At 48.3% G+C, this 22,046-nt stretch carries 15 protein-coding genes and 1 riboswitch; of the genes, 8 read left to right on the top strand and 7 right to left on the bottom strand.

Annotated elements, in window-relative coordinates:
* The first annotated feature begins 11 nt into the window (after window positions 1–11).
* The 8 genes from Q0090_RS02745 to Q0090_RS02710 all read left to right on the top strand — a co-directional run bounded on the left by Q0090_RS02745 (window position 12) and on the right by Q0090_RS02710 (window position 9,539).
* On the top strand, window positions 12–1,073 hold the full coding sequence (locus Q0090_RS02745) for an agmatine deiminase family protein (protein WP_297947219.1): 1,062 nt from the start codon (window positions 12–14) through the stop codon (window positions 1,071–1,073).
* A 34-nt stretch (window positions 1,074–1,107) separates the two neighbouring features.
* On the top strand, window positions 1,108–1,995 hold the full coding sequence (locus tag Q0090_RS02740) for a carbon-nitrogen hydrolase (protein ID WP_297947217.1): 888 nt from the start codon (window positions 1,108–1,110) through the stop codon (window positions 1,993–1,995).
* A 29-nt stretch (window positions 1,996–2,024) separates the two neighbouring features.
* Window positions 2,025–2,846: a zinc transporter ZupT gene (gene zupT, locus Q0090_RS02735; protein WP_297947215.1), complete on the top strand. Its 822-nt coding sequence runs from the start codon at window positions 2,025–2,027 to the stop codon at window positions 2,844–2,846.
* Window positions 2,847–3,058: 212 nt separating this feature from the next.
* A riboswitch (cobalamin riboswitch) is annotated at window positions 3,059–3,246 on the top strand.
* A gap of 582 nt (window positions 3,247–3,828) precedes the next feature.
* Entirely contained in the window at window positions 3,829–5,301 is a 1,473-nt protein-coding gene (locus Q0090_RS02730) for a 4-hydroxyphenylacetate 3-hydroxylase family protein (protein WP_297947213.1), read from the top strand.
* Window positions 5,302–5,324: 23 nt separating this feature from the next.
* Entirely contained in the window at window positions 5,325–5,639 is a 315-nt protein-coding gene (locus tag Q0090_RS02725; protein ID WP_297947211.1) for a NifU family protein, read from the top strand.
* 80 nt (window positions 5,640–5,719) lie between these two features.
* A complete protein-coding gene (locus tag Q0090_RS02720; RefSeq protein ID WP_297947209.1) occupies window positions 5,720–7,009 on the top strand; it encodes an acetyl-CoA hydrolase/transferase C-terminal domain-containing protein in 1,290 nt (429 codons plus the stop codon).
* Window positions 7,010–7,017: 8 nt separating this feature from the next.
* Window positions 7,018–8,133, top strand: a complete 1,116-nt coding sequence (locus Q0090_RS02715; RefSeq protein WP_297947208.1) for a 4-hydroxybutyrate dehydrogenase — start codon at window positions 7,018–7,020, stop codon at window positions 8,131–8,133.
* 38 nt (window positions 8,134–8,171) lie between these two features.
* The gene (locus Q0090_RS02710; protein WP_297947295.1) at window positions 8,172–9,539 is read left to right on the top strand and encodes an aldehyde dehydrogenase family protein; all 1,368 of its coding nucleotides are present in this window, start codon (window positions 8,172–8,174) and stop codon (window positions 9,537–9,539) included.
* Window positions 9,540–10,164: 625 nt separating this feature from the next.
* Here Q0090_RS02710 and Q0090_RS02705 read toward each other — a convergent pair.
* The 7 genes from Q0090_RS02705 to rfbB all read right to left on the bottom strand — a co-directional run bounded on the left by Q0090_RS02705 (window position 10,165) and on the right by rfbB (window position 22,046).
* Window positions 10,165–12,675 (bottom strand): AAA domain-containing protein, encoded by a 2,511-nt coding sequence (locus Q0090_RS02705; RefSeq protein WP_297947206.1) that lies wholly within the window; start codon window positions 12,673–12,675, stop codon window positions 10,165–10,167.
* 422 nt (window positions 12,676–13,097) lie between these two features.
* Complete coding sequence (locus Q0090_RS02700) at window positions 13,098–13,400, bottom strand: PG0541 family transporter-associated protein (protein WP_297947204.1); 303 nt, start codon at window positions 13,398–13,400, stop codon at window positions 13,098–13,100.
* Between the two features lie 4 nt (window positions 13,401–13,404).
* Window positions 13,405–16,533, bottom strand: a complete 3,129-nt coding sequence (locus Q0090_RS02695; RefSeq protein WP_297947203.1) for an efflux RND transporter permease subunit — start codon at window positions 16,531–16,533, stop codon at window positions 13,405–13,407.
* Between the two features lie 31 nt (window positions 16,534–16,564).
* Window positions 16,565–17,620 (bottom strand): efflux RND transporter periplasmic adaptor subunit, encoded by a 1,056-nt coding sequence (locus Q0090_RS02690; RefSeq protein ID WP_297947201.1) that lies wholly within the window; start codon window positions 17,618–17,620, stop codon window positions 16,565–16,567.
* Between the two features lie 26 nt (window positions 17,621–17,646).
* Window positions 17,647–19,080, bottom strand: coding sequence for a TolC family protein (locus Q0090_RS02685; protein ID WP_297947199.1), 1,434 nt, complete (start codon window positions 19,078–19,080; stop codon window positions 17,647–17,649).
* Window positions 19,081–19,541: 461 nt separating this feature from the next.
* Entirely contained in the window at window positions 19,542–20,969 is a 1,428-nt protein-coding gene (locus Q0090_RS02680; RefSeq protein ID WP_297947197.1) for an HD domain-containing protein, read from the bottom strand.
* A gap of 21 nt (window positions 20,970–20,990) precedes the next feature.
* Window positions 20,991–22,046: a dTDP-glucose 4,6-dehydratase gene (gene rfbB, locus Q0090_RS02675; protein WP_297947195.1), complete on the bottom strand. Its 1,056-nt coding sequence runs from the start codon at window positions 22,044–22,046 to the stop codon at window positions 20,991–20,993.

Here is a 22,046-nt window from a genome sequence, read left to right as displayed (position 1 = left end):
TAGACCACTATATGCACAGAGTCTCCCTATCACAAGGATTGTGCCCCGAGTGGGCGCCCCAAGATGCCGTACTTATCACTTGGCCTCATGCTGCTAGCGATTGGTGTGAAATCCTCCCCGAGGTCGAAGCCAATTACCTAGCTATGGCTACAGCCATCCTGCGCTATGAACCGTTGGTGGTTGTCCTCCCCGAGGGGCGAGAGATAGCTCATTTGTTTCCCGAAGATTTAAGAGCAAGACTTGTGGAGATTCACCTCCCGAGTAACGACACATGGGCTAGAGATTATGCTCCACTTTGCTGCCTTATGGAGGGAAAGAAGAGAGTTGTAGACTTCCGTTTCAATGGATGGGGGCTTAAGTTTGCCTCAAACTACGATAATATGATCTCTAGGCGTCTGCATGATATGGGCTTCTTTGCCAAGGATGCGGAGTGGTGCGATGAGCAAATGATTGTGCTGGAGGGCGGTTCGATAGATGCCAATAGTAGAGGCGAGATGGTAACTACTCGCCGTTGCCTTACCGAGCCGAATAGAAATATATTCCCCGAGCAAGAGGCGGCTTTGAATAGCCTGCTCTTGTCCACCTTGGGGGCGCAGAAAGTCATCTATATAGAGCATGGAGCGATTGAGGGGGACGATACGGATGGGCATGTAGATACACTTGTGCGGTTTATCAATGATGATACACTGGTATATGTCGCACCCACCGATCCCAATTCGATTAATTACCACGAGTTGAAGGCCATGGAGGAGGAGCTTTTGCAGCACGAAGACATGAAAGAGAGTGGGTATAAATTGCTGGCCCTGCCCGATGTGGGTACCCTTCGGGACGAAGAGGGCGATCCGCTCCCCGCTACGTATGCCAACTTTTTGTTCGTCAATGGCGCTCTGCTTGTTCCCACCTACGGAGTACCTCAAGACGAAGAGGCTCTAGCGATTTTGCGAAAAGCCCTGCCCGAGCATGAGATTGTGGGGGTCAATTGTCGCACCCTTACGCGTCAGCATGGGAGCCTGCACTGCGCTACAATGCAGTTCCCCCACGGTTTTGTCGCCCCGGAGTACCTTCCCAAATAAACTCCATGAACACAAAAATAGAAAGAGAAATCACGTGAATACGTTAAAGATAGGAATCATACAGCAAGCCAATACGGCCGACCGTGCCGCTAACAAGCAACGCTTGGCGCAGAAGATAGAGGAGCTATCGAAGAATGGCGCCCAACTGATTGTGTTACAAGAGTTGCACAACGGGCTTTACTTTTGCCAGACAGAGGAGGTCTCCGTTTTCGATCAAGCCGAGTCGATCCCCGGCGAGAGTACGGAGTATTTTGGCGCACTGGCTCGCCGGTTTGGTGTGGTATTGGTGCTATCGCTTTTCGAGCGTCGTATGGCGGGTTTGTACCACAATACGTCGGTCGTTATCGAGAAAGATGGCTCTATTGCAGGCAAATATCGCAAGATGCACATCCCCGACGATCCTGCCTATTACGAGAAGTATTATTTCACTCCGGGGGACTTGGGGTTCACCCCGATAGATACCTCTGTGGGTCGCCTCGGGGTCTTGGTTTGTTGGGATCAGTGGTACCCCGAAGCTGCTCGGGCTATGGCTCTGCGTGGAGCCGATCTCTTGATTTACCCCACGGCCATTGGTACAGAGAGTAGCGATACGCCCGAAGAGCAGGAGCGCCAGCGTGAGGCTTGGTGTACCATACAGCGAGGGCATGCCATCGCCAATAACCTACCCGTGGTCTCGGTGAACCGTGTCGGCTACGAGGCGGATCCCTCAGGTCGCACGGGAGGAATCAGCTTCTGGGGGTATAGCTTTGTGGCTGGTCAGCAGGGCGAGATCTTGGCACAACTCGGGCGTGAGGAGGCTACCGCTTTGGTGGAGGTCGACCTTGACCGCACGGAGCAGGTGCGCCGCTGGTGGCCATTCTTCCGCGATCGGCGTATCGATGCCTTTGGTACGCTTACTCGGCGTTGTGCCGATGAACCCTAATGTACGGCCCTTGTATCCTGCTTTTGAGTATGTTTGATCATCAAGTCCTTTTTGCCTTTTTCTTGACGCTCCTTGCCGGTATTGCCACCGGTATTGGTAGCACCATTGCCTTCTTTTCTAAGCGGACAAACACCACCTTTTTGTGCGTCTCTCTTGGCTTCTCGGCAGGGGTGATGATGTATGTCTCCTTTGTGGAGATGTTCCCTACTTCGCTGGAGATGTTCCAGAAACTGTACCCGGCACGTCTAGCCGGTCTCTATACGGCCCTCTCCTTTTTTGGGGGCATCCTGTTCATTGCCCTCATCGATAAGCTAATACCCCAGCACGAGAACCCGCACGAAATGCACGGGATGGAAGATCTCCCCTCTAAGTCGGAGGGGGCGGATCGCAAGGTGTCGGAGCGTAAGTTGCTGCGTGTGGGGCTTTTTACCGCCCTCATATTGGTGATTCACAATTTCCCTGAAGGGATGGTAACGTTCCTCTCCGGAATGCAAGACTATCGGGTGGCTCTGCCCATTGCGTTTGCCATTGCCATCCACAATATCCCCGAAGGAATATCCGTCTCCGTGCCCATCTTTTATGCCACGGGCAATAGAAAACGCGCTTTTTGGCTCTCATTCCTTTCGGGCCTTGCAGAGCCTCTTGGCGCCATTGTTGGGTATCTGTTGTTGGCTCCGTTCCTAACCGATAATACTTTTGGGATTATTTTTGCCGCCATTGCTGGTATCATGGTATATATCTCTTTGGACGAATTGCTCCCCGCTGCCGAGGAGTATGGAAAACACCACCAGGCTATTTATGGCCTCATTGCAGGGATGGCTGTGATGGCTGCGAGTCTGCTAATTCTGTAATTGTACTTTTAAATTTTGTATCCATAAGCGAAAGCGAATCCCCCCTCTCTAGTGCAAAAACATGTATAAAAAGAGGGGTGGATGGGAGGTTTCTGGGAGTTGTCTGTAAAGTCCCGGGAGACTAGGGGCCGAAGAGAGGGCAAATGGGCTTGGCAAAACAAAAAAGAAGTGCTAACTTTGCGGGAGTTATGGTGAAGGCATTACTAGAGTGTGGGCGAAAGCTTCCCTATGGTTGTGCTTTTGAAAAGGGAATTCGGTGCAATTCCGAGACTGTCCCCACAGCTGTAACCTCGGTGAAAGCCGGGCGGCAGTAGGTCACTTAGCGAAGTGCAAACGAGGCTTGGGAAGACGCTGTCTCGGTGAGGAAGTCAGAAGACCTGCCATAGCTTGTTTGTGAGACAAACCCGCTTATTCCGGGGGAATAGGAGACGGTGGGTGATAAAGAAGGACGGAGCTTCTGCTAAAATGGATGGCTCCCTCGAGCATTGCAAGGTGCAAACCATTGCTAGCTTTGCCTCTCTGATAGGTTCTGTATTCGTTATATGGAACACTTGAGGAGGGTGGAGCGGATGTGTGTTTTGTTGTGCCTTTGCAAAAAGTGCTCCCCCTTATACCAAACACTGCCTGCTAATTTAACGGCTCCCGCCTAGCGACGAGAAAGAGATATGTGCGCTTGTCTCGATATGCGAAGTAGGGAGCTTTTCTCTTTTTGAGAAATCGGCTTCTCCCTTCTCTCTAGAGATAAACTCTCTGGGGGAGATAGACTCTCTAGGAAGACGGGTAAGACCATGGTCGTACACGCCTCCTGGTGCGGTGCTCTTATTATATAGGAGTGAGAGTCTATAGGAGCCGCCTCGCTATATCGTTTTGTTGGATCGCATTGGATTGAAATAGAATAACTACAATATAAGTCGATGGGTACGCCTCCCTCTCTACTATGGCGGGTGTGCACTTGGCAACAAAAAGGAAAGGAATTAAAGTTATGATGACGAGAGAAGAGTACATCGAGAGCTTGCGCAAACTCGATCTTAAGGTTTACTTCATGGGTAAACGCATTGACAACCCTGTAGACCATCCTATTATCCGTCCTTCGCTCAACTCAGTAGCTATGAGTTATGAGCTCGCACAGAAGGATGAATACAAGGAGCTAATGACGGCTACCAGCCACATTACGGGTAAGACGATTAACCGTTTCTGCCATATCCATCAGAACGCTGGAGACCTTGTTAAGAAGGTTAAGATGCAGCGCCTCATGGGTCAGAAGACGGCTGCTTGCTTCCAACGTTGTGTAGGGATGGATGCTTTTAACGCAATCTATTCTACTACATACGACATGGACCAAGACCTCGGTACTGAATATCACAAGCGCTTCGTTAAGTACCTCGAGATGGTACAAGAGAGAGACCTCGTGGTGGATGGCGCTATGACCGACCCCAAGGGCGACCGCAGTCTTAGCCCTTCGCAGCAACCCGACCCCGACATGTTCTTGCATATTACAGAGATCCGTCCTGATGGTATCGTAGTATGTGGTGCTAAGGCTCACCAGACGGGTGCTGTGAATTCGCATGAACATCTTATCATGCCTACTCAGTCCATGAAAGAAGAAGATAAGGCTTACGCTGTTTCTTTCGCCATCGAAAGCGACGCTCCCGGTATCATCATGATCTATGGTCGCCAGAGCTGCGATACTCGTAAGATGGAAGAGGGAGCAGACATTGACCTTGGTAACAATACCTTCGGTGGTCACGAAGCTCTCGTTGTATTCGACAACGTATTCATCCCCAACGAACGCGTATTTATGTGCGAAGAGTACAAGTACGCCGGTCTGATGGTTGAGCGCTTTGCCGGTTATCACCGTCAGTCTTATGGTGGTTGTAAGGTAGGTGTGGGCGACGTACTTATTGGTGCTGCTGCTCTTGCTGCTGACTACAATGGTGTACCCAAGGCTTCACACATCAAGGATAAACTCATCGAGATGATCCACCTCAATGAGACCCTTTATGCTTGCGGTATTGCCTGCTCGGCAGAAGGTAAGCCCACCAAGAGTGGTAACTACCTCATCGACCTCCTTCTTGCTAACGTGTGCAAGCAGAACGTAACTCGTCTCCCCTACGAAATCGCTCGTCTCGCAGAAGATATCGCCGGTGGTATCATGGTTACAATGCCTGCTGAGCAAGATCTCCGTGACGATATGCTCGGTCCCGTTGTTCGCAAATACCTACAAGGTGCCGCCGGTACAGATGTAGAAAACCGTATGCGCGTGCTCCGTTTGATCGAAAACATCACCCTCGGTACTGCTGCCGTTGGCTATCGTACTGAGTCTATGCACGGTGCAGGTTCTCCCCAGGCTCAACGCATTATGATTCAACGTCAGGGCAACCTCGAAGCTAAGAAGCAACTTGCTCGTGAGATTGCACACGTTGATGTTTCTAAGGATCACGTTGCCGGTAAGTAATCTGTAGTACTCCTGCAAATCCTATGAATTTAGATTTTGATGCCGTACAAGAAGTGCTAGAGACCCGAGTTGCTCCGCAGCTCGCTCTGCATGGTGGTGGTGTCAAGCTCTGTAGCATCTCCCCCGAAGGCGACATCCGTGTCGCCTTCAAGGGAGCTTGTGCTACTTGTCCCTCTATGACCGAGACAATGGATGCCCTTGTCATGGGTCAGCTGCGTGCAGCATTTCCCGATACTCCTTTCAATCTAATTTTGGTCTGGGATACCGATGAAGAGTTGCTCCAAGAGGCTCGCAATATACTCCGAGAATTGCATCAAAAGGAGAGCAACAAACAATAGTGTACCTCCCAATCCCCGACAAGAAAACAATACACTCCCCACATACTACTAGCAAATAACCCACATTAGATATAATCTCGATGGAAGAGTATAAAAACAAAGTTGTATCGGCTCAAGAAGCTATACGTGCCATAAAAAATGGCGATTCTGTTGTTTTTTCGCACGCTGCAGGCGCTCCTCAGCTTATCAGCCGTGCTTTGGCAGACAACTACCAAAACTATCAAGACGTAAAGATTTTCCATATGCTGGTGCTGGGGGATGCCCCCTATTGCGCACCGGAGATGGATGGGCACTTTAGGCATGTTACCAACTTTGTTGGCGGTAATACGCGTCAAGCCCTTGCCGAAGGGCGTGTCGATTTTATTCCCCTTTTCTTCTATCAAGTACCTCGCATGTTTGAAAATGGTGCGATACCGGTAGATGTGGCTGTAGTGCAAGTCTCTGAGCCCAACGCTGAGGGATATTGCAGTTATGGGGTCTCTTGCGACTATACCAAGCCTGCTGCCGAACGCGCTAAGGTTGTAATTGCCGAAATGAACAAGCAGATGCCTTTTGTTCATGGCGACAACCTCATCCACGTTTCTAAGCTAGACTATATCGTAGAAGCAGATTATCCTCTCTACGAAATTGCCCCTCCCTCAATTGGCGAAGTAGAGAAGGCCATCGGAGATAATGTGGCTCATCTTGTACAAGATGGCGATACCCTTCAGTTGGGTATTGGTGCTATCCCCGATGCAGTACTCCTCTTCCTCAAGGATAAGAAAGACCTTGGGATCCATACCGAAATGTTCTCAGACGGTGTGTTGGAGCTCGTGCGTGCCGGTGTGATTACGGGTAAGAAAAAAGAGATCGACAATGGAAAGCTCACAGCTACCTTCCTTATGGGTAGCAAAGATCTCTATGACTTTGTTAATAACAATCCCGACGTGCGTCTCGCTCCTGTGAACTGGGTTAACGACCCCGTTACCGTGATGAACTTCGATCGTATGGTCAGTATCAATAGCTGTATTGAGGTAGACCTTATGGGTCAGGTAGCTAGCGAAACTATCGGATACAAGCAATTTAGCGGTACCGGTGGCCAGGTAGACTACGTACGTGGTGCCTCCATGTCGGGTCATGGGGTAAGCATTATGGCCATGCCTTCTACGGCTGCTAAGGGTAAGGTATCTCGCATTGTTCCTCTCTTGGCAGAGGGCGCTGCTGTTACCACCTCACGCAACGACGTAGACTATGTGGTGACCGAGTTTGGGGCTGCTAAGCTCAAAGGAAAGAGCCTTCGCCAGCGTGCCGAAGCGCTTATAGCCATTGCGCACCCCGACTTCCGTCCCCAACTCCTCGAAGAATTTAATAAACGTTTCCCTTCAAAATAAACCAATCCATGCTATTATTTAAGCTAAGCACTAAGTTGCATCGCTCGGAAACTTTTGCCGAGTTTGCAAAGGATTTTGAGCTCAATGAGCACGACCTCGTATTGACTAACGAGTTCATTTATCAACCTTTTATGGAGAAACTTGGTCTCCCCTGCCGCTTTGTAATGCAGGAGAAGTATGGCCAGGGAGAACCCTCCGATGAGATGATGAATAGCATCCTCCGCGACCTCGGTGATGCTCCTTTCCGTCGTGTAGTCGCCATCGGTGGTGGTACGGTTATCGACATCGCTAAGCTCTTTGTTATCAAAGGCCTTACTGATGTAATGGATGCTTTTGACCACAAAATCCCCCTCGTAAAGGATCGTCAACTCGTGATTGTACCCACCACTTGCGGTACCGGTAGCGAAGTAACCAATATTTCTATTGCAGAGATTAAGTCACGCCACACCAAGATGGGTCTTGCTGATGACGTGATTGTGGCTGATGATGCTGTTATCATTCCCGAGCTTCTCGCCGGGTTGCCTTTCCGCTTCTATGCAGCTTCGTCTATCGACGCCCTCATCCACGCTGTAGAGTCTTACGTGTCTCCAAAGAGCAATCCCTATACACGCATATTCAGCGTTGCTGCAATGGATACCATTATTGACGTATTCAAGAAGATCGCTGCTACCTCTCCTGAAGAACGTCACAAGTACGCTGCCGATATGCTTATCGCTGCCAACATGGCGGGTATTGCCTTTGGTAATGCCGGTGTAGGGGCTGTACACGCCCTCTCTTATCCCTTGGGTGGTAACTACCACGTGCCCCACGGAGAAGCTAACTACCAGTTCTTTACTGAAGTATTCAAGCTCTATCACGCTAAGGATCCTAAGGGCACCATCGCACCTCTAGAGGCTCACTTGGCTCAGTTGCTCGGCACTACGGTAGATAAGGTATACGACGATCTTGATGGCTTGCTCGGTCAGCTTATCAGCCGTAGGCCCCTCAAGGAGTATGGCATGAAGCCCGAAGAACGTCGTGGTTTCGCTGAGTCTGTACTCGTTACTCAGCAACGTTTGCTCAAAAACAACTATGTTCCCTTTAGTGTAGAGGAGATCGAAGGTATTTACGATCGTCTCTTTTAATTGGGAAAGTCCGGAATATCATAAACTATAGTTATAGAATAAATCCAATGGAAATCAAAGAAATGGTGGCTCTTGCTCGCAAGGCCCAGAAGGAGTACCAAGCTACTCACAACCAGCAATCTGTAGACAACATCTGCCGTGCTGCTGCTAAAGTAATTTACGAAAACGCAGAAATGCTTGCTCGCGAAGCCGTAGACGAAACCGGTATGGGTGTTTACGAAGACAAGGTGTCTAAGAATCGTGGTAAGTCTAAGGGTGTTTGGTACAATCTTCACGACAAGAAGTCGGTAGGCATTCTCAACATCGACGAACGTACGGGTATGATTGAGATCGCTAAGCCTATGGGTGTAGTTGGTGCTGTTACTCCTACTACCAACCCTATCGTTACTCCTATGAGTAACATCATCTTTGCATTGAAGACTTGCAACGCCATCATTATCTCTCCGCACCCCCGTTCTAAGAAGTGCTCTAAGCACGCCGTTGACCTCATCCTCGAAGCTATCAAGCCTTTCAACGTACCCGAAGGTATGGTACAAGTAATTGAAGAGCCCAGCATCGAAATGACTCAGCAGCTTATGGGCGCTGTAGACGTAGTAGTTGCTACCGGTGGTATGGCTATGGTTAAGAGCGCCTACTCTAGCGGTAAGCCCTCTTATGGTGTAGGTGCCGGTAACGTACAGGTTATCTTCGATAGCGATATCGACTTCGAAGATGCTGCAGAAAAGGTTATCTATGGTCGTTCTTACGACAATGGTATCATCTGCACCGGTGAGCAAAGTGTTATCTATAACGAAGCTGATAAGGATGCTGTTTTCGCAGCTCTCCGCAAGCGTGGTGCTTACATCTGTACAGAAGAAGAAGGTAAGAAGATGCGTGATCTTCTCTTCCAAAACAACGGTCCTATCAATAAGGACGTTGTAGGTCAAGGCGTTCAAAAGATCGCTAAGATGGCTGGTATCAACGTACCCGAAGGCTCTCGTGTAATCATCGTAGAAGCTAACGGAGTTGGTGAAGAAGATGTAATCTGTCGCGAAAAGATGTGCCCCGTAATGTGCGCACTCAGCTACAAGTACTTCGAAGAAGGTGTGGATATTGCATGCCGCAATCTTGCTAACGAAGGTAACGGTCACTCTTGTGCCATCCACTCAAACAACCAAGCTCACATCATCCTTACAGGGTCTAAGGCTACGGTTTCTCGTATCGTTGTTAACGCTCCTAGTGCAACAACGGCCGGTGGTCACATCCAGAATGGTCTTAACGTAACCAATACGTTGGGTTGCGGTTCTTGGGGTAACAACTCAATTTCTGAGAACTTTACCTACAAGCACCTCATGAATATCTCTCGTATCGCTCCTCTGAATCCTGCGATCAAGGTGCCCAATGACCAAGAAATTTGGGAACTCTAAGATATTCTCAATGTAGAGAATAGGGGAGGTGTGATCTAGTATCTTACTCCTCCTACCTTATAGAGGAAGTCGCTCCTTTTCTGGGGTGGCTTCCTCTTTTTTTGTATGCCTAAAAGAGAGGGGCTCGAATGGATAGTCCCCAACAGGCTTGTGGAGAAATTTTATAGTCTAGGACTTCTAGTGGATTTGTTGTGGGAAAATAGTTTCATCGCAAGGTAAAGGCTCCCTCTTTTGAGTGCCCCATGATGCTGGACTCTCTCTCTATGAGGTATCCACTATAGGAACATCTTTTTTTCGCCGAGAGGGGAGGGGAGCGAGAAAACCAGCTACAAGTCCGACCCCTTTTAGCTGAAAATAATCCCGATGCTGCCCAAAACTTTTTTATTTTTCAGCTAGAAGTAGGATCCTGTTCTGGGTGGTAATAGAAAAAGTTTTGCCTGAGGTTTTTTCTCTCTCTCCCGAGAGAACTATTTGGTTAAGATCTGCTTTGATTAAAGAAAAAGGGTAGAGCAGATGTGCCGTTTTAGACTATTTCTCTCTACTCTTTTAGACTTATCAGAGTTTGTCGGGGTTGTGGTTCTAACCACGGCCCCGATTCCTTTTATAGGACTTGTGGCAGGATAGATTATCCTAATATCTCTATTAGACTTGCTTCAATCCGCTCTTCTTCGCAACTTCCCTTTGTAGATAATCTCAAGAGAGGTATTGCATAAGATTGAAAAATATGATCTTTCAACTCATCCCTTTTATGCTGAGAAGTGCCATCATGGTGATAAGAATATCCATCTGTTTCTATTGCCAAGACGGGCTTCTTACTAGCTCTATTCACCAAAAGGAAATCTACATGTGTATTGTAATTCCCTGCATATTGGAGTTCTTCGGGCGTCATCAATGAAGTGTCTTTTATAATCTGCCGTAGAGGGATATGGCAAAGGACTTTGAGGCACGAGAAGAGATCTCTTGAGTCCACAACCCTACAAATGGCAGAATACGTAAGATTTTCTGATACATACTCTGATACCTTTGGATAGCCTTTAAGCAGATCCATCCGCTGTTTGGTATATTGCTCGTAGAGATTATCAAATATCGATGCAACTTTACTCTCGGTAACGGAGCAATTATTGTAGCTAATATAGTCTAGTAGATCTGATATGTTCCCATGTCTTACCTGTTCATTTCCTGTAACTACAAGACAAAATTTCTTCTTAGCACGAGATACAGCAACATTAAGAAGATTAGGATCATCTGCAAATGTGCTAATCTTATTATCTACTACACTCAAGATAATTATGTCCTTTTCTCTCCCTTGATATTTATGGATTGTAGCCGCTTCTATATCCGGAATGGACTCCTGAAATCCACTGATCTGATGGTTGTAAGGAGAGATAATTCCAATATCATTAGCCCCTTCAAGTATGGGTAAGACTTCCTGTTTTACCACATCTATTTCTCGTTGATTGTAATGATCAAAAGCATGGTTACCAGGGGCAGTCTTAAAAGCACAGAGAGCATCTACCTCTCCATTGTCTTGAGTCATTATAAGCAATTTCTCTCCGTAAAACTTCTGATTGCAGAAATTGATTATTCGGGGATGACAACGATAATGCTCTCGAAGAAGCGTTTGAGGGATATTTTCTATCACGGAGCAAATAGACTGCAAGAAGCTATTCTTAGCGCAATCATAGCCACTGGGGACTTTGTATTCCCTCATGACGACATCCATTTTCTCTTTGTCTTCTGCTGTTATTACATTAGGGAGTTGTAAGGTATCCCCTACAATTACAGCATTCTGGGCACAAGACAATGCCAAAACCGCCGTATCTATAGATACCTGTGAAGCCTCGTCCATTATCACATAGTCATACAATTCATTACCAAAGAGACAACTATGAGCGGAGAAAGTCGTACTGAGGACTACGGGGTATTGCTCCAAAAAAGAGACTCCACAAGACTCCGCAGTCTCTAAGGAGAATAGGCCTCTTGCTGACTTTTTACTTTTATACTTATCATAAAGAGAGGCTCTGAAGAGGTTCATAGAGTCTTTAGATACCTTTTTCATTAGCCCATTAGTATCATAAGAAGCCAACTCCTGCTTTATTTCTTCTAGACGATACTCTATTTCTTTATGATAGTTCTGATAATAGAGTTTTTGAAGTTCAGTTTCGAGGGAGATGAGGCTGTTCTTTCTAAACTTATGCCGAAGTCTCAATACATACTTACAAATAAGATACAACCAGAGCTTCTTTATTTGATGTTTGAATGTCGCAAAAGAATTATCAGTAACTAACGAATCTCCTTTGGTTACCAGTTGACATTGGAGCCATAAGCGCATAAGGCGAGAAGATTTCATAACCTTCTGTAATGGGGCATCTTCCTCGAGTTTATGTCTCTGACAGAAGTGCTTCCATTCAAGCGATATAGCCTCTCTTTGTTGTTTTAGCTCAGCCTGCTCATTTTGCAAAGAAAACACCTTATTGAGCCTCTCTAAGATAAGATGTAGTTCCTTTGCTTGAGCCATACAGTCGGACGAGGAGCATAGCCAATCTTCTAGAATTGCGGGAATGGATGGTTGATTATGAAAAAACTCTGCTTTGTTTTCATTGCTACCAAGACTTGCGACAATAAAAGAGAGCTCGTACTTCTTTAGTTTCTCCCAGACATTGGCTATAGCGGAATTATTATTAGACACGACCATTACCGTTTTCCCCATCTTTACAATATTTGCTATGATATTGAGGATGGTCTGTGTTTTCCCGGTACCCGGAGGTCCTTGTATCACGCTGATTTGATGTTCAAAAGCTCTCTCTACGGCTCTCTTCTGGCTCTGGTTGAGCCCAAAGGGATAGATCAAATCTTTGTGCCGTAGCCCTTTTACAGGGTATTTTTTAGGATTGAGGTAGCAGGCAGCAGCAGTCCTATCATCTAGGAAACTGATTGTTTCATACTTTGCGGAAAGAAAGCCTTGACCTTTCTCTTTCCCAAGAGGATTTATAGCAGCAATACTCTGCACGTAGCCAAAAATAGTTTTACAAACGTTGTCATCTAGGCAAGAAGCGAAGACTTTTACCACTCCATCCGGACTTTCTATTTCATGGCCTCTCTTGTACTTAATACGCCAATATACCATTCCTAGCATCTCGAAACGAAGTATCTCGGCGATATCACTTTGCAAAACATCTTTATAGTAAACCTTATGCAACTCAGGAACCAATCTCCTGGGATTAGAAAACCAAACAACTTTATCTATAGTATAGGTATAATAGAACTTAGGATTGTTCTTAAAATAGACTCGATAGACCTGAGTATTATATCTCACTATAGAATCAATCTGTGAGGTCTTGGGCTCTCCATTGAGGAGAATCAATGATTCTGACAATGATTGCATAAGTAAAAAAGCTATTCTTTAGCTTGCAAAAATAAGAAAAATCCTTCCTCTACAAGGGATTATGGATCTAGGAAGGCGAGGAGAGAGGCAACAAAAAACTGCATGCCCTCTCCAGCGGGAGGGGACATGCAGTGTAACTGGAGGAGCTAGCCACTCTCTCCTTAGAGTGTCGATTAGATAGAAGCCTCTACATTCCAGACAAAGGCCCGGAGTCCTTGTAGGGGTTGGCTTTCATCAAGAGCGTGTAGTTCTTCCAGAATGGTGGGCACAATAGCACCCGGACAAGCTACCAACAAGGCTCCATTGAGCGTAGGCCAAGCATGAGACCCCTGGTGGGGTTCTCCCCCACGAGAGCCCACTCCTCGGATTTCGTCCCATTGGGTGTATCCACGAAGATTGTGACGCTCCAGAAGTCGTACCACAAGCCCATGCAGAGCTTGGTTGAAGCTGATGAAAATAATTTTATCGGGGTTCATAGACTCACGAGTTAGCTTTGTTCTTTAGTTCTTTAGATAAGCGACGACGCTCTCTTTTTATTTCTCGTCCTGTAAACGATGCGTATATGGTGGGGATCAGCACGAGCGTTACGAATGTGGAGATGGTAAGCCCGAAAGCCACGGTTACCCCCATGGGTTGCCACATCTCGCTACCTTCGCCAATACCAATAGCCATCGGTACCATACCAAGTACGGTGGTGAGCGTTGTCATCAGCACGGGACGCAAACGAGAGCGACCTGCAATCAAAATAGACCGGCGCACACTGTGCCCTCGCTCTCTACCAAGGCGGGTGTAGTCGATAAGTACAATCCCGTTTTTCACCACGATACCCACCAACATAATTGCACCGATAAAGGCAATCAAGCTAAGGGATACCCCTGTGAGTACCAAGCCGAGTATTACTCCTGTAAAGGCAAAAGGCACAGAGAACATAATAACAAAGGGATCGAGAAGGCTCTCAAACTGAGCCGCCATTACGATGTATACGAGGATGAGAATGAGTACAAGTAATACGGTAAGGTCGGTAAACGACTCTTGTTGCTGTTCATAGCTACCGGCAAGTTTATAGGTCACCCCTTGTGGGAGATCTATGTGACTCATGACCTCGTTGGCATCCTTTACCAACTGAGAGAGTGCTACACCATTTGCCGCTACCGTAGAGAGCGTAATCACACGTTCGCGGTCTTTACGCTTGATCGTAGGAGGGGTATAGTGCTCGCGGAATGTGCCCAAGTCTCCCAAACGAACGAACTGCCCCGAAGGGGTGGCTAGGAGTATATTCTTGAGGTCTTCGAGAGAACGTCTGTGCTCGGGAGCGAGGCGAACTCGTATCTCATATTCATTCCCATCTTCTCTAAAGTGAGAGGCAAGACTCCCCGTTACACTGCTCGAGATATAGCCGGCAGCCGTAGCCATAGTGAGCCCGTGCTCGGCTAGTTTTCTACGGTCGAACTCCATGTAGTACTCGGGCATGTCCTCATTGCGGTCACTATTAACTTCGGAGCAAGAGGCTTTTTTGAGGAGGGCTTCGGTTACCTCTTTGGCGGCCTTGTTGGTTTTGTCAAAGTCGTAGCCATATAGTTCCACCGATACGGCTGTTTGCCCGCCAAAGTTGCCTCCGCCACCGCCCGGTGTAACCACATACGACTTAATACCGGGGTAATTGTCTAGGTCGACACGCATCATATCGGCAAGTTCGTAGATCGAGCGCTTGCGATCTCCTGCGTCTGAGAAGCCAATGTTGTAGCGAATGATGTTGTTGCCACTCCCCGAGAGTGTTGCAAAGGTATTGCTTGCATCGGCCTGCCCTACGGTAAAGTTGCAATTGGTCATTTCGGGGTACTTTTCTTTCCAAATCTTGGAGATCTCAAGGCCCACTTCACGAGCGATATTGACATTCGTCCCCACAGGGAGATCTATACGTACCGTGGCAGTGTTGCTATCACTCTTGGGCATAAAGTCCGTCTTGATGAAGGAGCCAAGAGCAATACTACCGGCAAAAATTCCGATTGCAATGAGTACGGTGATGGTACGATGGGCAAGGGTAAGACGAAGTAGCTTTACATAGAAGTTTTCGATCTTGCCAAGAAGCTTTTCCATCTTTGCAACCAAGAAATTGGGCTTCTCATTGCTAGCGTCTCGTCTGCGGAGCCAATGGGCGCAGAGGGTAGGGGTAAGTAATACCGCGCACGTAGTGGAGACGATCATGATGATACTTACAATCCAACCCAACTGGCGGAACATAATCCCGGTCATGCCGCCTACCATCGTAAGGGGCAAGAAGACGGCAAGCATGGTGAGAGTAGAGGCAAATACGGATATGGCCACCTCGTTGGTAGCATGCACGGCTGCCTGCTTGGGGTAGCTCCCTCTCTCTATATGCGTGGTAATATTCTCCAAGACCACGATGGCGTCGTCCACCACCATCCCGATAGCAATGGAGAGTGAACTCATGGAGATAATGTTGAGCGTATTGCCCGTAAGCATGAGGTAGATAAACGAACCTACTAGGGAGATAGGGATGGTAAGAACAATGATAATGGTGGCACGCCAACGCCCTAAGAAGAGGAAGACAACCAGCATAACCACAGCAAAGGTGATAAGGATGGTTTCTCCCAAACTTGAGATGGTATTGACAATTGATTGAGAGGTGTTGACGACCGAGAATATCTCGACGTCGCTAGGGAGCGTCTCTTGAATCTTAGGCAATGCCTCTGCTACCTTACGAGAGATTTCTACGGAGTTGGCCCCACTCTGTTTGTTTACAATGATGGCGGCACTTCGCTCTCCATTGAGGTAGGCTTCTTGCATTTGCTCGGCCGTGGTGTCCTCTACACGAGCCACATCTCGCAGGTAGACATTCTGCCCCATTCGGCTTAGTACAACGATGTCTTCGAGCTGGCGAGGTTCTGTAAATTCGCCCTGTACACGGATTGAGTTGGTGGCATTACCAATGGTGATTTGCCCTGCCGGGATGTTGCTATTCTCGGCACGAATAATCGCACTGATCTGCTGGATGGTAAGCCCATAAGCCTCCAAGGCAGAGGGATTGCAGTACACTTGTATTTGACGCTTTACGGTACCTGAGGAAGATACACTCCCTACGCCATCGATACGGCCAAGTACATTGAGTACCTTATCTTCGAGGATCTTGTCGAGACCCGGGGTACTCTCGCGAGCAGTGGCCACCAAGATCTGTACGGGGATATCGTCTACCCCAAACTTAAAGAGCATGGGATCGTGCGCCCCGTCGGGCATACTCTCGCTCAAGAGGCCGAGTTTGTCGCGGATGTCATTGGTGGCATCCTCCATGTCTGTACCCTCATTAAATTGGATGGTAACCATGGAGACATTCTCACGGCTCTCACTCGTAATATGCTTCTGATTAGCGATACCGTTGAGGGCATTTTCGATGGGCTCGGTAACGTTTGCCTCCACGTCTTGCGGACCTGCACCGGGGTAGGTGGTCAAGACAATAATGTTGTTGGTCTCGATCTTTGGATAGAGGTCGATAGGCAACTTCTGCAAGGAGAATATACCTAAGATGGCCAACGCCACGAAAACAAGTATCGTGGTAACCGGTTTCTTTACGGCCGCACTATATATACTCATAGCTACTCTATTTCGATTAAATAAGAGGATGTCATTTAGATGAAGACTTCTTCACCACATTTACTTGCTCGCCATTGCGCACTACTTGTGCTCCTTCGGTAATCACCGTAGTGCCGGGAGCCAAGCCGGAAACAACCTCGTACTGATCGCCAACCTGACGACCCACCTCTATAATGGTGCGTACCGCCTTACCATTCTCCAATGTGTAGACGTAGTATTCGCCACTACCGGGCGTTTTCACAACAGCTCTATCCGATACCATTATAGCGATATTTTGCCCAAAGTTAATCTCTACATTGGCATACATACCGGGGCGTAACTTCTGATCCCTATTGGCTACCTCTACCTCTACGGTAAAGGTGTGGGTCTGGGCGTTGAGGGTGGGGTGGATAAGAGAAACTTTCCCTTCGATGGCTTCGTCTGTACCCAAGGCTTCTACTCGCACGTGAGCCGGCATTCCTTTCTTTACTTGGGTGTAGTAACGCTCAGATATGTTGATGAGAAGTTTTACCGGAGTGATCTGCTCTACGACAAAGATGGGAAGAGAGGGAGAGCACATGTCTCCGGAGTCGTAGTTGCGAGCGGTAACCACACCGGAGATGGGGCTTCGTAGATAGGTGTTTTCTTGCAAATTGCGGTGCGCTGTCTCGGCTACCGTGAGGGCACTCTTGCGGGCATCCCACTGAGCTTTGCTCACGCCTCCTACCTTGTATAACTCATCGGTACGAGAGTAGGCCAGCTTAGCGTCGGCCAGTTGTACCTCAGCCTGTGAGAGCTGACTATTGTCCATCACAGCCAAAATCTGCCCACGGCTCACTTGTTGTCCTACCTCGGCTTTGATTTGTCGGATACGCCCTGCCATTTGGGGAACAATCTCGTTTGTGGCTTGAGCTTGCACAGAAGCCGTAAAGTTACCAATGTTATCTATCGAACCTTGTTGCACAATGGACGTTTCCACAGCTACCTGTGCACTATCTTGATTGTCCTTTTTGGACTTTGAGTTCTTGGAACAAGAGGGAGCAACCAAAAGCATAGCTCCCAAAGAGAGAAGTGCGCACTTTGCACGGAAAGAAGAGATCGGATTCATACTAGTTATATCGAAAAAGGTTCGTCTTATTTTTGTTGTTCTCTAGGAGTTTCTTCGGGTACTCCTTTGCCCGTTAGTTGGTCGAGATCGCAGCGTGCTACCAAGAAGTTGTAGATACTCTGGTGGTAGTTAAGCCGAGCTTGCAACAAAGACAAATCGGCATCATTTACCTCAAGCAAGGTGCCTTCGCCTGTCTCAAAACGCTTTTCGGCAATGGTGTACCCTCTCTCTGCCGTGGAGACCGCCCCTTCGCTTACGCTATAAGTACGAGCTGCCCTACGCAAACGATCTTTCGCCTCTTCGTAGGCGGTGGAGACTTGACGCTCAGCATCACGAGCATTGAGGTCAAACTGCATCAAGGCAATCTTCTGCCCCTTGAGGTCGTAAATACGTCGTCCGCCTGTAAATAGAGGGAACGAAAGAGAAAGAGAGACCATAGAATGGGGCGTCCAAAGTTTGCTGTTATTCAACTTTAGGTCGTTGCTGGCAAACGAGTAGGTGTAGGATCCTGCGATATTGAGTGTGGGTAGAAAAGCAAGTTTTTTGAGCTCTGTAGCCTCGTTTACTAGGTTGCGCTGTATGGCGAGCTCGCGTAATGTGGCATTGCCCTCAAGGGGATTCTGTTCGGCCTCCACGTACTGCTGGAGTACTTCTGGGGCAAAATCGGTGAGAGAGCCACGGAGTGAAATTTCGGTTCCGGGAGATAATCCCATAAGAATAAGAAGCGAACGGCGAGCCATACGGCGAGCATCGTCGGCTTGCAATACGTTGGGCTCGAGGTTTTTCATCTGCACTTCGCTTCTCAATAGGTCATATTGAGCTACAAGCCCTTGCTTGAAGTTGTTCTCCACCAGCTGATAGTTGCGTTGCGCATTGGCGTAGCTTTTCTTGAGTACCTCGTAGCTATCCTCAGCCAAAAGGGCTTGCAAGAACGCCTTGCGCACCTCTGCTACTTTGTTTACTCGGGAGGTTTGGGCCTTCTCTAGAGCGAGTTGTAGATTTTCTTTGCTGATGCTAATGCTTTTCCATAGGGAGGCATTCACGACCGGAAGAGCCAAAGTAACACCGCCTTGGATGTTGTGTGTACGGCCAATCTCAATACCCGAACTAGCTCCCGGCATGGACGCAGCCCCGGGGAATCCATCAAGGTACATCACCTGCTTCTTAATGGTATAGCCATAAGAACCCTGCAAGTTGATACTTGGGAATAGCTGAGCTACCGCACTCTTGTAGGTGTATCGCTCCTTTTCTACAGCCATATCTCCCACCAGCACACTTGTGCTCTCGGAGAGAGCGATGCGCACCGCGTCATCGATAGTGATGGAGGCGGGTAGGGGGGTAGGGCTCGTAAGGGTGTCAGTCTCTGAGGGCAGATAGTCCTCTGTGGCACTCAGCCTCCACATGGCTCCTCCCATTAAAAGTAGGGCAAGAGAGGCTTTGATCACAGTTCGATGCTTCATAAACTCTATCTCTAATATCGTATTATTCTATTTCTTTTCGGAGAGGAATTCCAACCAATCTCCCTACAAACTCCATTGTAGAGCACTCAAATAAGGGGTGCTTCATCTCCATTTAACATGCCTCTTCTCCTCCCATTTAGAGTAGCACTAGCACATTGCATACTCTCTGTTGGAGGGGGATAATAGGGCAAGGTTTAATTACATTCCATCTCTTTCTTGCCTGCAAAGGTACATAATCGTACTATAACCAGCAAGGTGAAAAATGCAATTAGCAAAAAAGAATACCTATCTTCCTTATTTGCCCTGGTGGAGGGGGTGAAATTCGCTCGCTGATTTTCCACACCCATACTGCCTGAGAAAATAAATTTTCTAGGGCAATTATGGGATGCATATCTGCCCAAAATATTTTTTATCCTTGGGCAAGAAAAAGTGATAGAGTAGCGTAAAATTAAAAAGAGGGGTTAGTGAAGGGGTTTGAGCCCCATAGCTTCTGCCTTTTTGAGCAGATAGTCGTAGGCCGCATCGTATTCGTTGGGGATTACCCCATCGAGTATGGCATTCTTGATCGCCTCTTTGAGCGTACCCACAGGACGAGAAGGGGGGAGACCAAACAGCTCCATGATCTCCTCTCCCGAGATCGGTGGCTGGAAGTTGCGTATCCGATCCTTCTCTTCTATTTCGTGGAGCTTGCGGCGAACCACTACATAGTTATCGAGGTAGCGGCGTACCTTTTGAGGGTTTTTGCTCGTAATGTCCGCCTCCACGAGGAGCATAAGATCGTCTATGTCGTCTCCGGCTTCGAAGAGCAAGCGACGCACGGCGGAGTCTGTTACGCCCTCATCTACGAGTGCCGCAGGGCGCATATGCAGCTCTACCATCTTGGCAACGTACTTCATAGAGGCATCGAGGGGCAACTTGAGTCGCCTGAACATCTTGGGCACCATTTTGGCCCCAATATAGTTGTGGTTATGGAAGGTCCAGCCCAACGCTCGATCGAAACGCTTCGTTTGCGGCTTTGCCACATCGTGCAAAAGGGCTGCCCAGCGGAGATAGAGACTGTCGCTCTTTGCGGCGAGGTTGTCTACCACCTTATAGGTGTGTGTAAGATTATCTTTATGGCCAATGCCATCTCGGGTCTCGGCGCCTTTGAGGGCTAATACCTCGGGCAATATGAGTGCCATTAAGCCTGTCTTTTCTAATAGCTCCAGTCCTATGGAGGGTTTGGGCGAGAGCATTATTTTGTTCAGCTCCACGATGATGCGTTCGGCAGAGACAATCTGAATACGCTCGGCATTGCGCTCAATGGCCTCAAAAGTCTCTTCGTCAAGAAAGAAGCCCAATTGGCTTGCAAAGCGAATCCCCCGAAGCATTCTCAAGGGATCGTCTGAGAAGGTAACATCGGGGTCTAAAGGCGTACGCAAAAGACAGTCTTCGAGGTCTTCTAATCCGTAAAAGGGGTCTACCAACTCGCCAAATCGCTCTTTGTTGAGGCACAAAGCCATGGCATTGATGGTAAAGTCTCGTCGCTCTTGATCCTCCTCCAACGTGCCATCTTCTACAATCGGTTTGCGGCTATCGCGCCGGTAACTCTCGCGACGAGCCCCCACGAACTCTACCTCTATACCTCCCTTTTTTACTTGGGCGGTGCCAAAATTGGCAAAGACGGAGAGATGCGCTCCTCGCCCCCATTTTTTTGCAAAAGCACGCGCAAGGTCGATACCTCGCCCCACAGAAACCACATCAATATCTCCCGTGGTGCGGTGCAGTAGGAGGTCTCGCACATAACCTCCCACCACGTAGGCCTCCACACCGAGTTCGTCGGCAGCTTCACTAATCAAGTGGAAAAGAGGCGTATCTATAGCAGATCGAAGAGAGTAATCCGGGGTCATGCTGAATTGTAGTAGGGGCTATTATATGGAGGTTTTACGAGCCTTTTCGTTTTGGGCTAAGTAGGCTTGAGAGGTAATCGCATCGAGCCAGGCGGCATTCTCTATATACCAGCGCACTGTTTGCTCCAGCCCCTCGTCAAAAGAGGTGGAGGGCGTCCAGCCCAATTCCGTATGCAACTTAGTAGCATCAATAGCGTAGCGGAGGTCGTGCCCGGCACGGTCTTGTACATACGTGATGAGGGAGAGAGAATCTCCCTTGGGGCGTCCTAAAACCCGATCCACCGTCTCAATAAGTTTTTTGATTAGCTCTATATTGCTCCACTCGTTACTGCCGCCCACGTTGTAGGTTTCGCCGGAGCGTCCCTTGTGGAAGACGAGATCAATGGCCCGAGCGTGGTCTTCTACATAGAGCCAATCGCGCACATTAAGCCCCTCGCCATAGACAGGCAGAGGGAGTTTTTGGCGGATATTGTTGATGAAAAGTGGGATCAGTTTTTCAGGGAATTGGTAGGGACCGTAATTATTGGAGCAGTTGCTAAGTACAACGTCCAGTCTGTAGGTATCGTGGTAGGCGCGAACGAAATGATCGCTCGATGCCTTTGAGGCTGAGTAGGGGCTGTGCGGTGCATAAGGCGTCTTCTCGGTAAAGAGTCCGCCCTCTAGGGGGAGAGCTCCGTACACTTCGTCTGTAGAGACATGGTAAAAACGCCCTTGTATCGACCTTTCTTGCCAAGAGGTGCGAGCAGCCTCGAGCAAAGAGAGGGTACCCAGCACGTTGGTTCGGGCAAAGAGAAGGGGGTCGGATATGGAGCGATCAACATGGCTCTCGGCCGCCAAATGCACCACTCCGTCAATGCTCTCTTGGGCAAAAAGAGACTGAAGCAAGGGTAAGTCCGTAATATCCCCCACCACAAGGCGCACTTGGGGTAGCTCTAGCAGGTCCTCGAGATTCGCTACATTACCTGCATACGTGAGGGCATCTAAGAGAATGATTCGGTACTCAGGATACTGCCGAACAAAGTGCCGTGCTACATGGGATCCAATGAAACCGGCTGCTCCCGTAATTAGTAAATTCAT

Source organism: uncultured Porphyromonas sp., from assembly GCF_938023125.1.
In the GTDB taxonomy this organism is placed as follows: domain Bacteria; phylum Bacteroidota; class Bacteroidia; order Bacteroidales; family Porphyromonadaceae; genus Porphyromonas.
This window is presented reverse-complemented; position numbering and strand designations above follow the sequence as displayed.

Bases quoted from the DNA above. Each gene is read 5' to 3' on its own strand.
- Q0090_RS02730 (WP_297947213.1), top strand. From the start codon at position 3,829: ATGATGACGAGAGAAGAGTACATCGAGAGCTTGCGCAAACTCGATCTT.
- zupT (WP_297947215.1), top strand. From the start codon at position 2,025: ATGTTTGATCATCAAGTCCTTTTTGCCTTTTTCTTGACGCTCCTTGCC.
- Q0090_RS02725 (WP_297947211.1), top strand. From the start codon at position 5,325: ATGAATTTAGATTTTGATGCCGTACAAGAAGTGCTAGAGACCCGAGTT.
- rfbB (WP_297947195.1), bottom strand. From the start codon at position 22,046: ATGAATTTACTAATTACGGGAGCAGCCGGTTTCATTGGATCCCATGTA.
- Q0090_RS02690 (WP_297947201.1), bottom strand. From the start codon at position 17,620: ATGAATCCGATCTCTTCTTTCCGTGCAAAGTGCGCACTTCTCTCTTTG.
- Q0090_RS02680 (WP_297947197.1), bottom strand. From the start codon at position 20,969: ATGACCCCGGATTACTCTCTTCGATCTGCTATAGATACGCCTCTTTTC.
- Q0090_RS02715 (WP_297947208.1), top strand. From the start codon at position 7,018: ATGCTATTATTTAAGCTAAGCACTAAGTTGCATCGCTCGGAAACTTTT.
- Q0090_RS02705 (WP_297947206.1), bottom strand. From the start codon at position 12,675: ATGCTAGGAATGGTATATTGGCGTATTAAGTACAAGAGAGGCCATGAA.
- Q0090_RS02695 (WP_297947203.1), bottom strand. From the start codon at position 16,533: ATGAGTATATATAGTGCGGCCGTAAAGAAACCGGTTACCACGATACTT.
- Q0090_RS02745 (WP_297947219.1), top strand. From the start codon at position 12: ATGCACAGAGTCTCCCTATCACAAGGATTGTGCCCCGAGTGGGCGCCC.
- Q0090_RS02720 (WP_297947209.1), top strand. From the start codon at position 5,720: ATGGAAGAGTATAAAAACAAAGTTGTATCGGCTCAAGAAGCTATACGT.
- Q0090_RS02700 (WP_297947204.1), bottom strand. From the start codon at position 13,400: ATGAACCCCGATAAAATTATTTTCATCAGCTTCAACCAAGCTCTGCAT.
- Q0090_RS02685 (WP_297947199.1), bottom strand. From the start codon at position 19,080: ATGAAGCATCGAACTGTGATCAAAGCCTCTCTTGCCCTACTTTTAATG.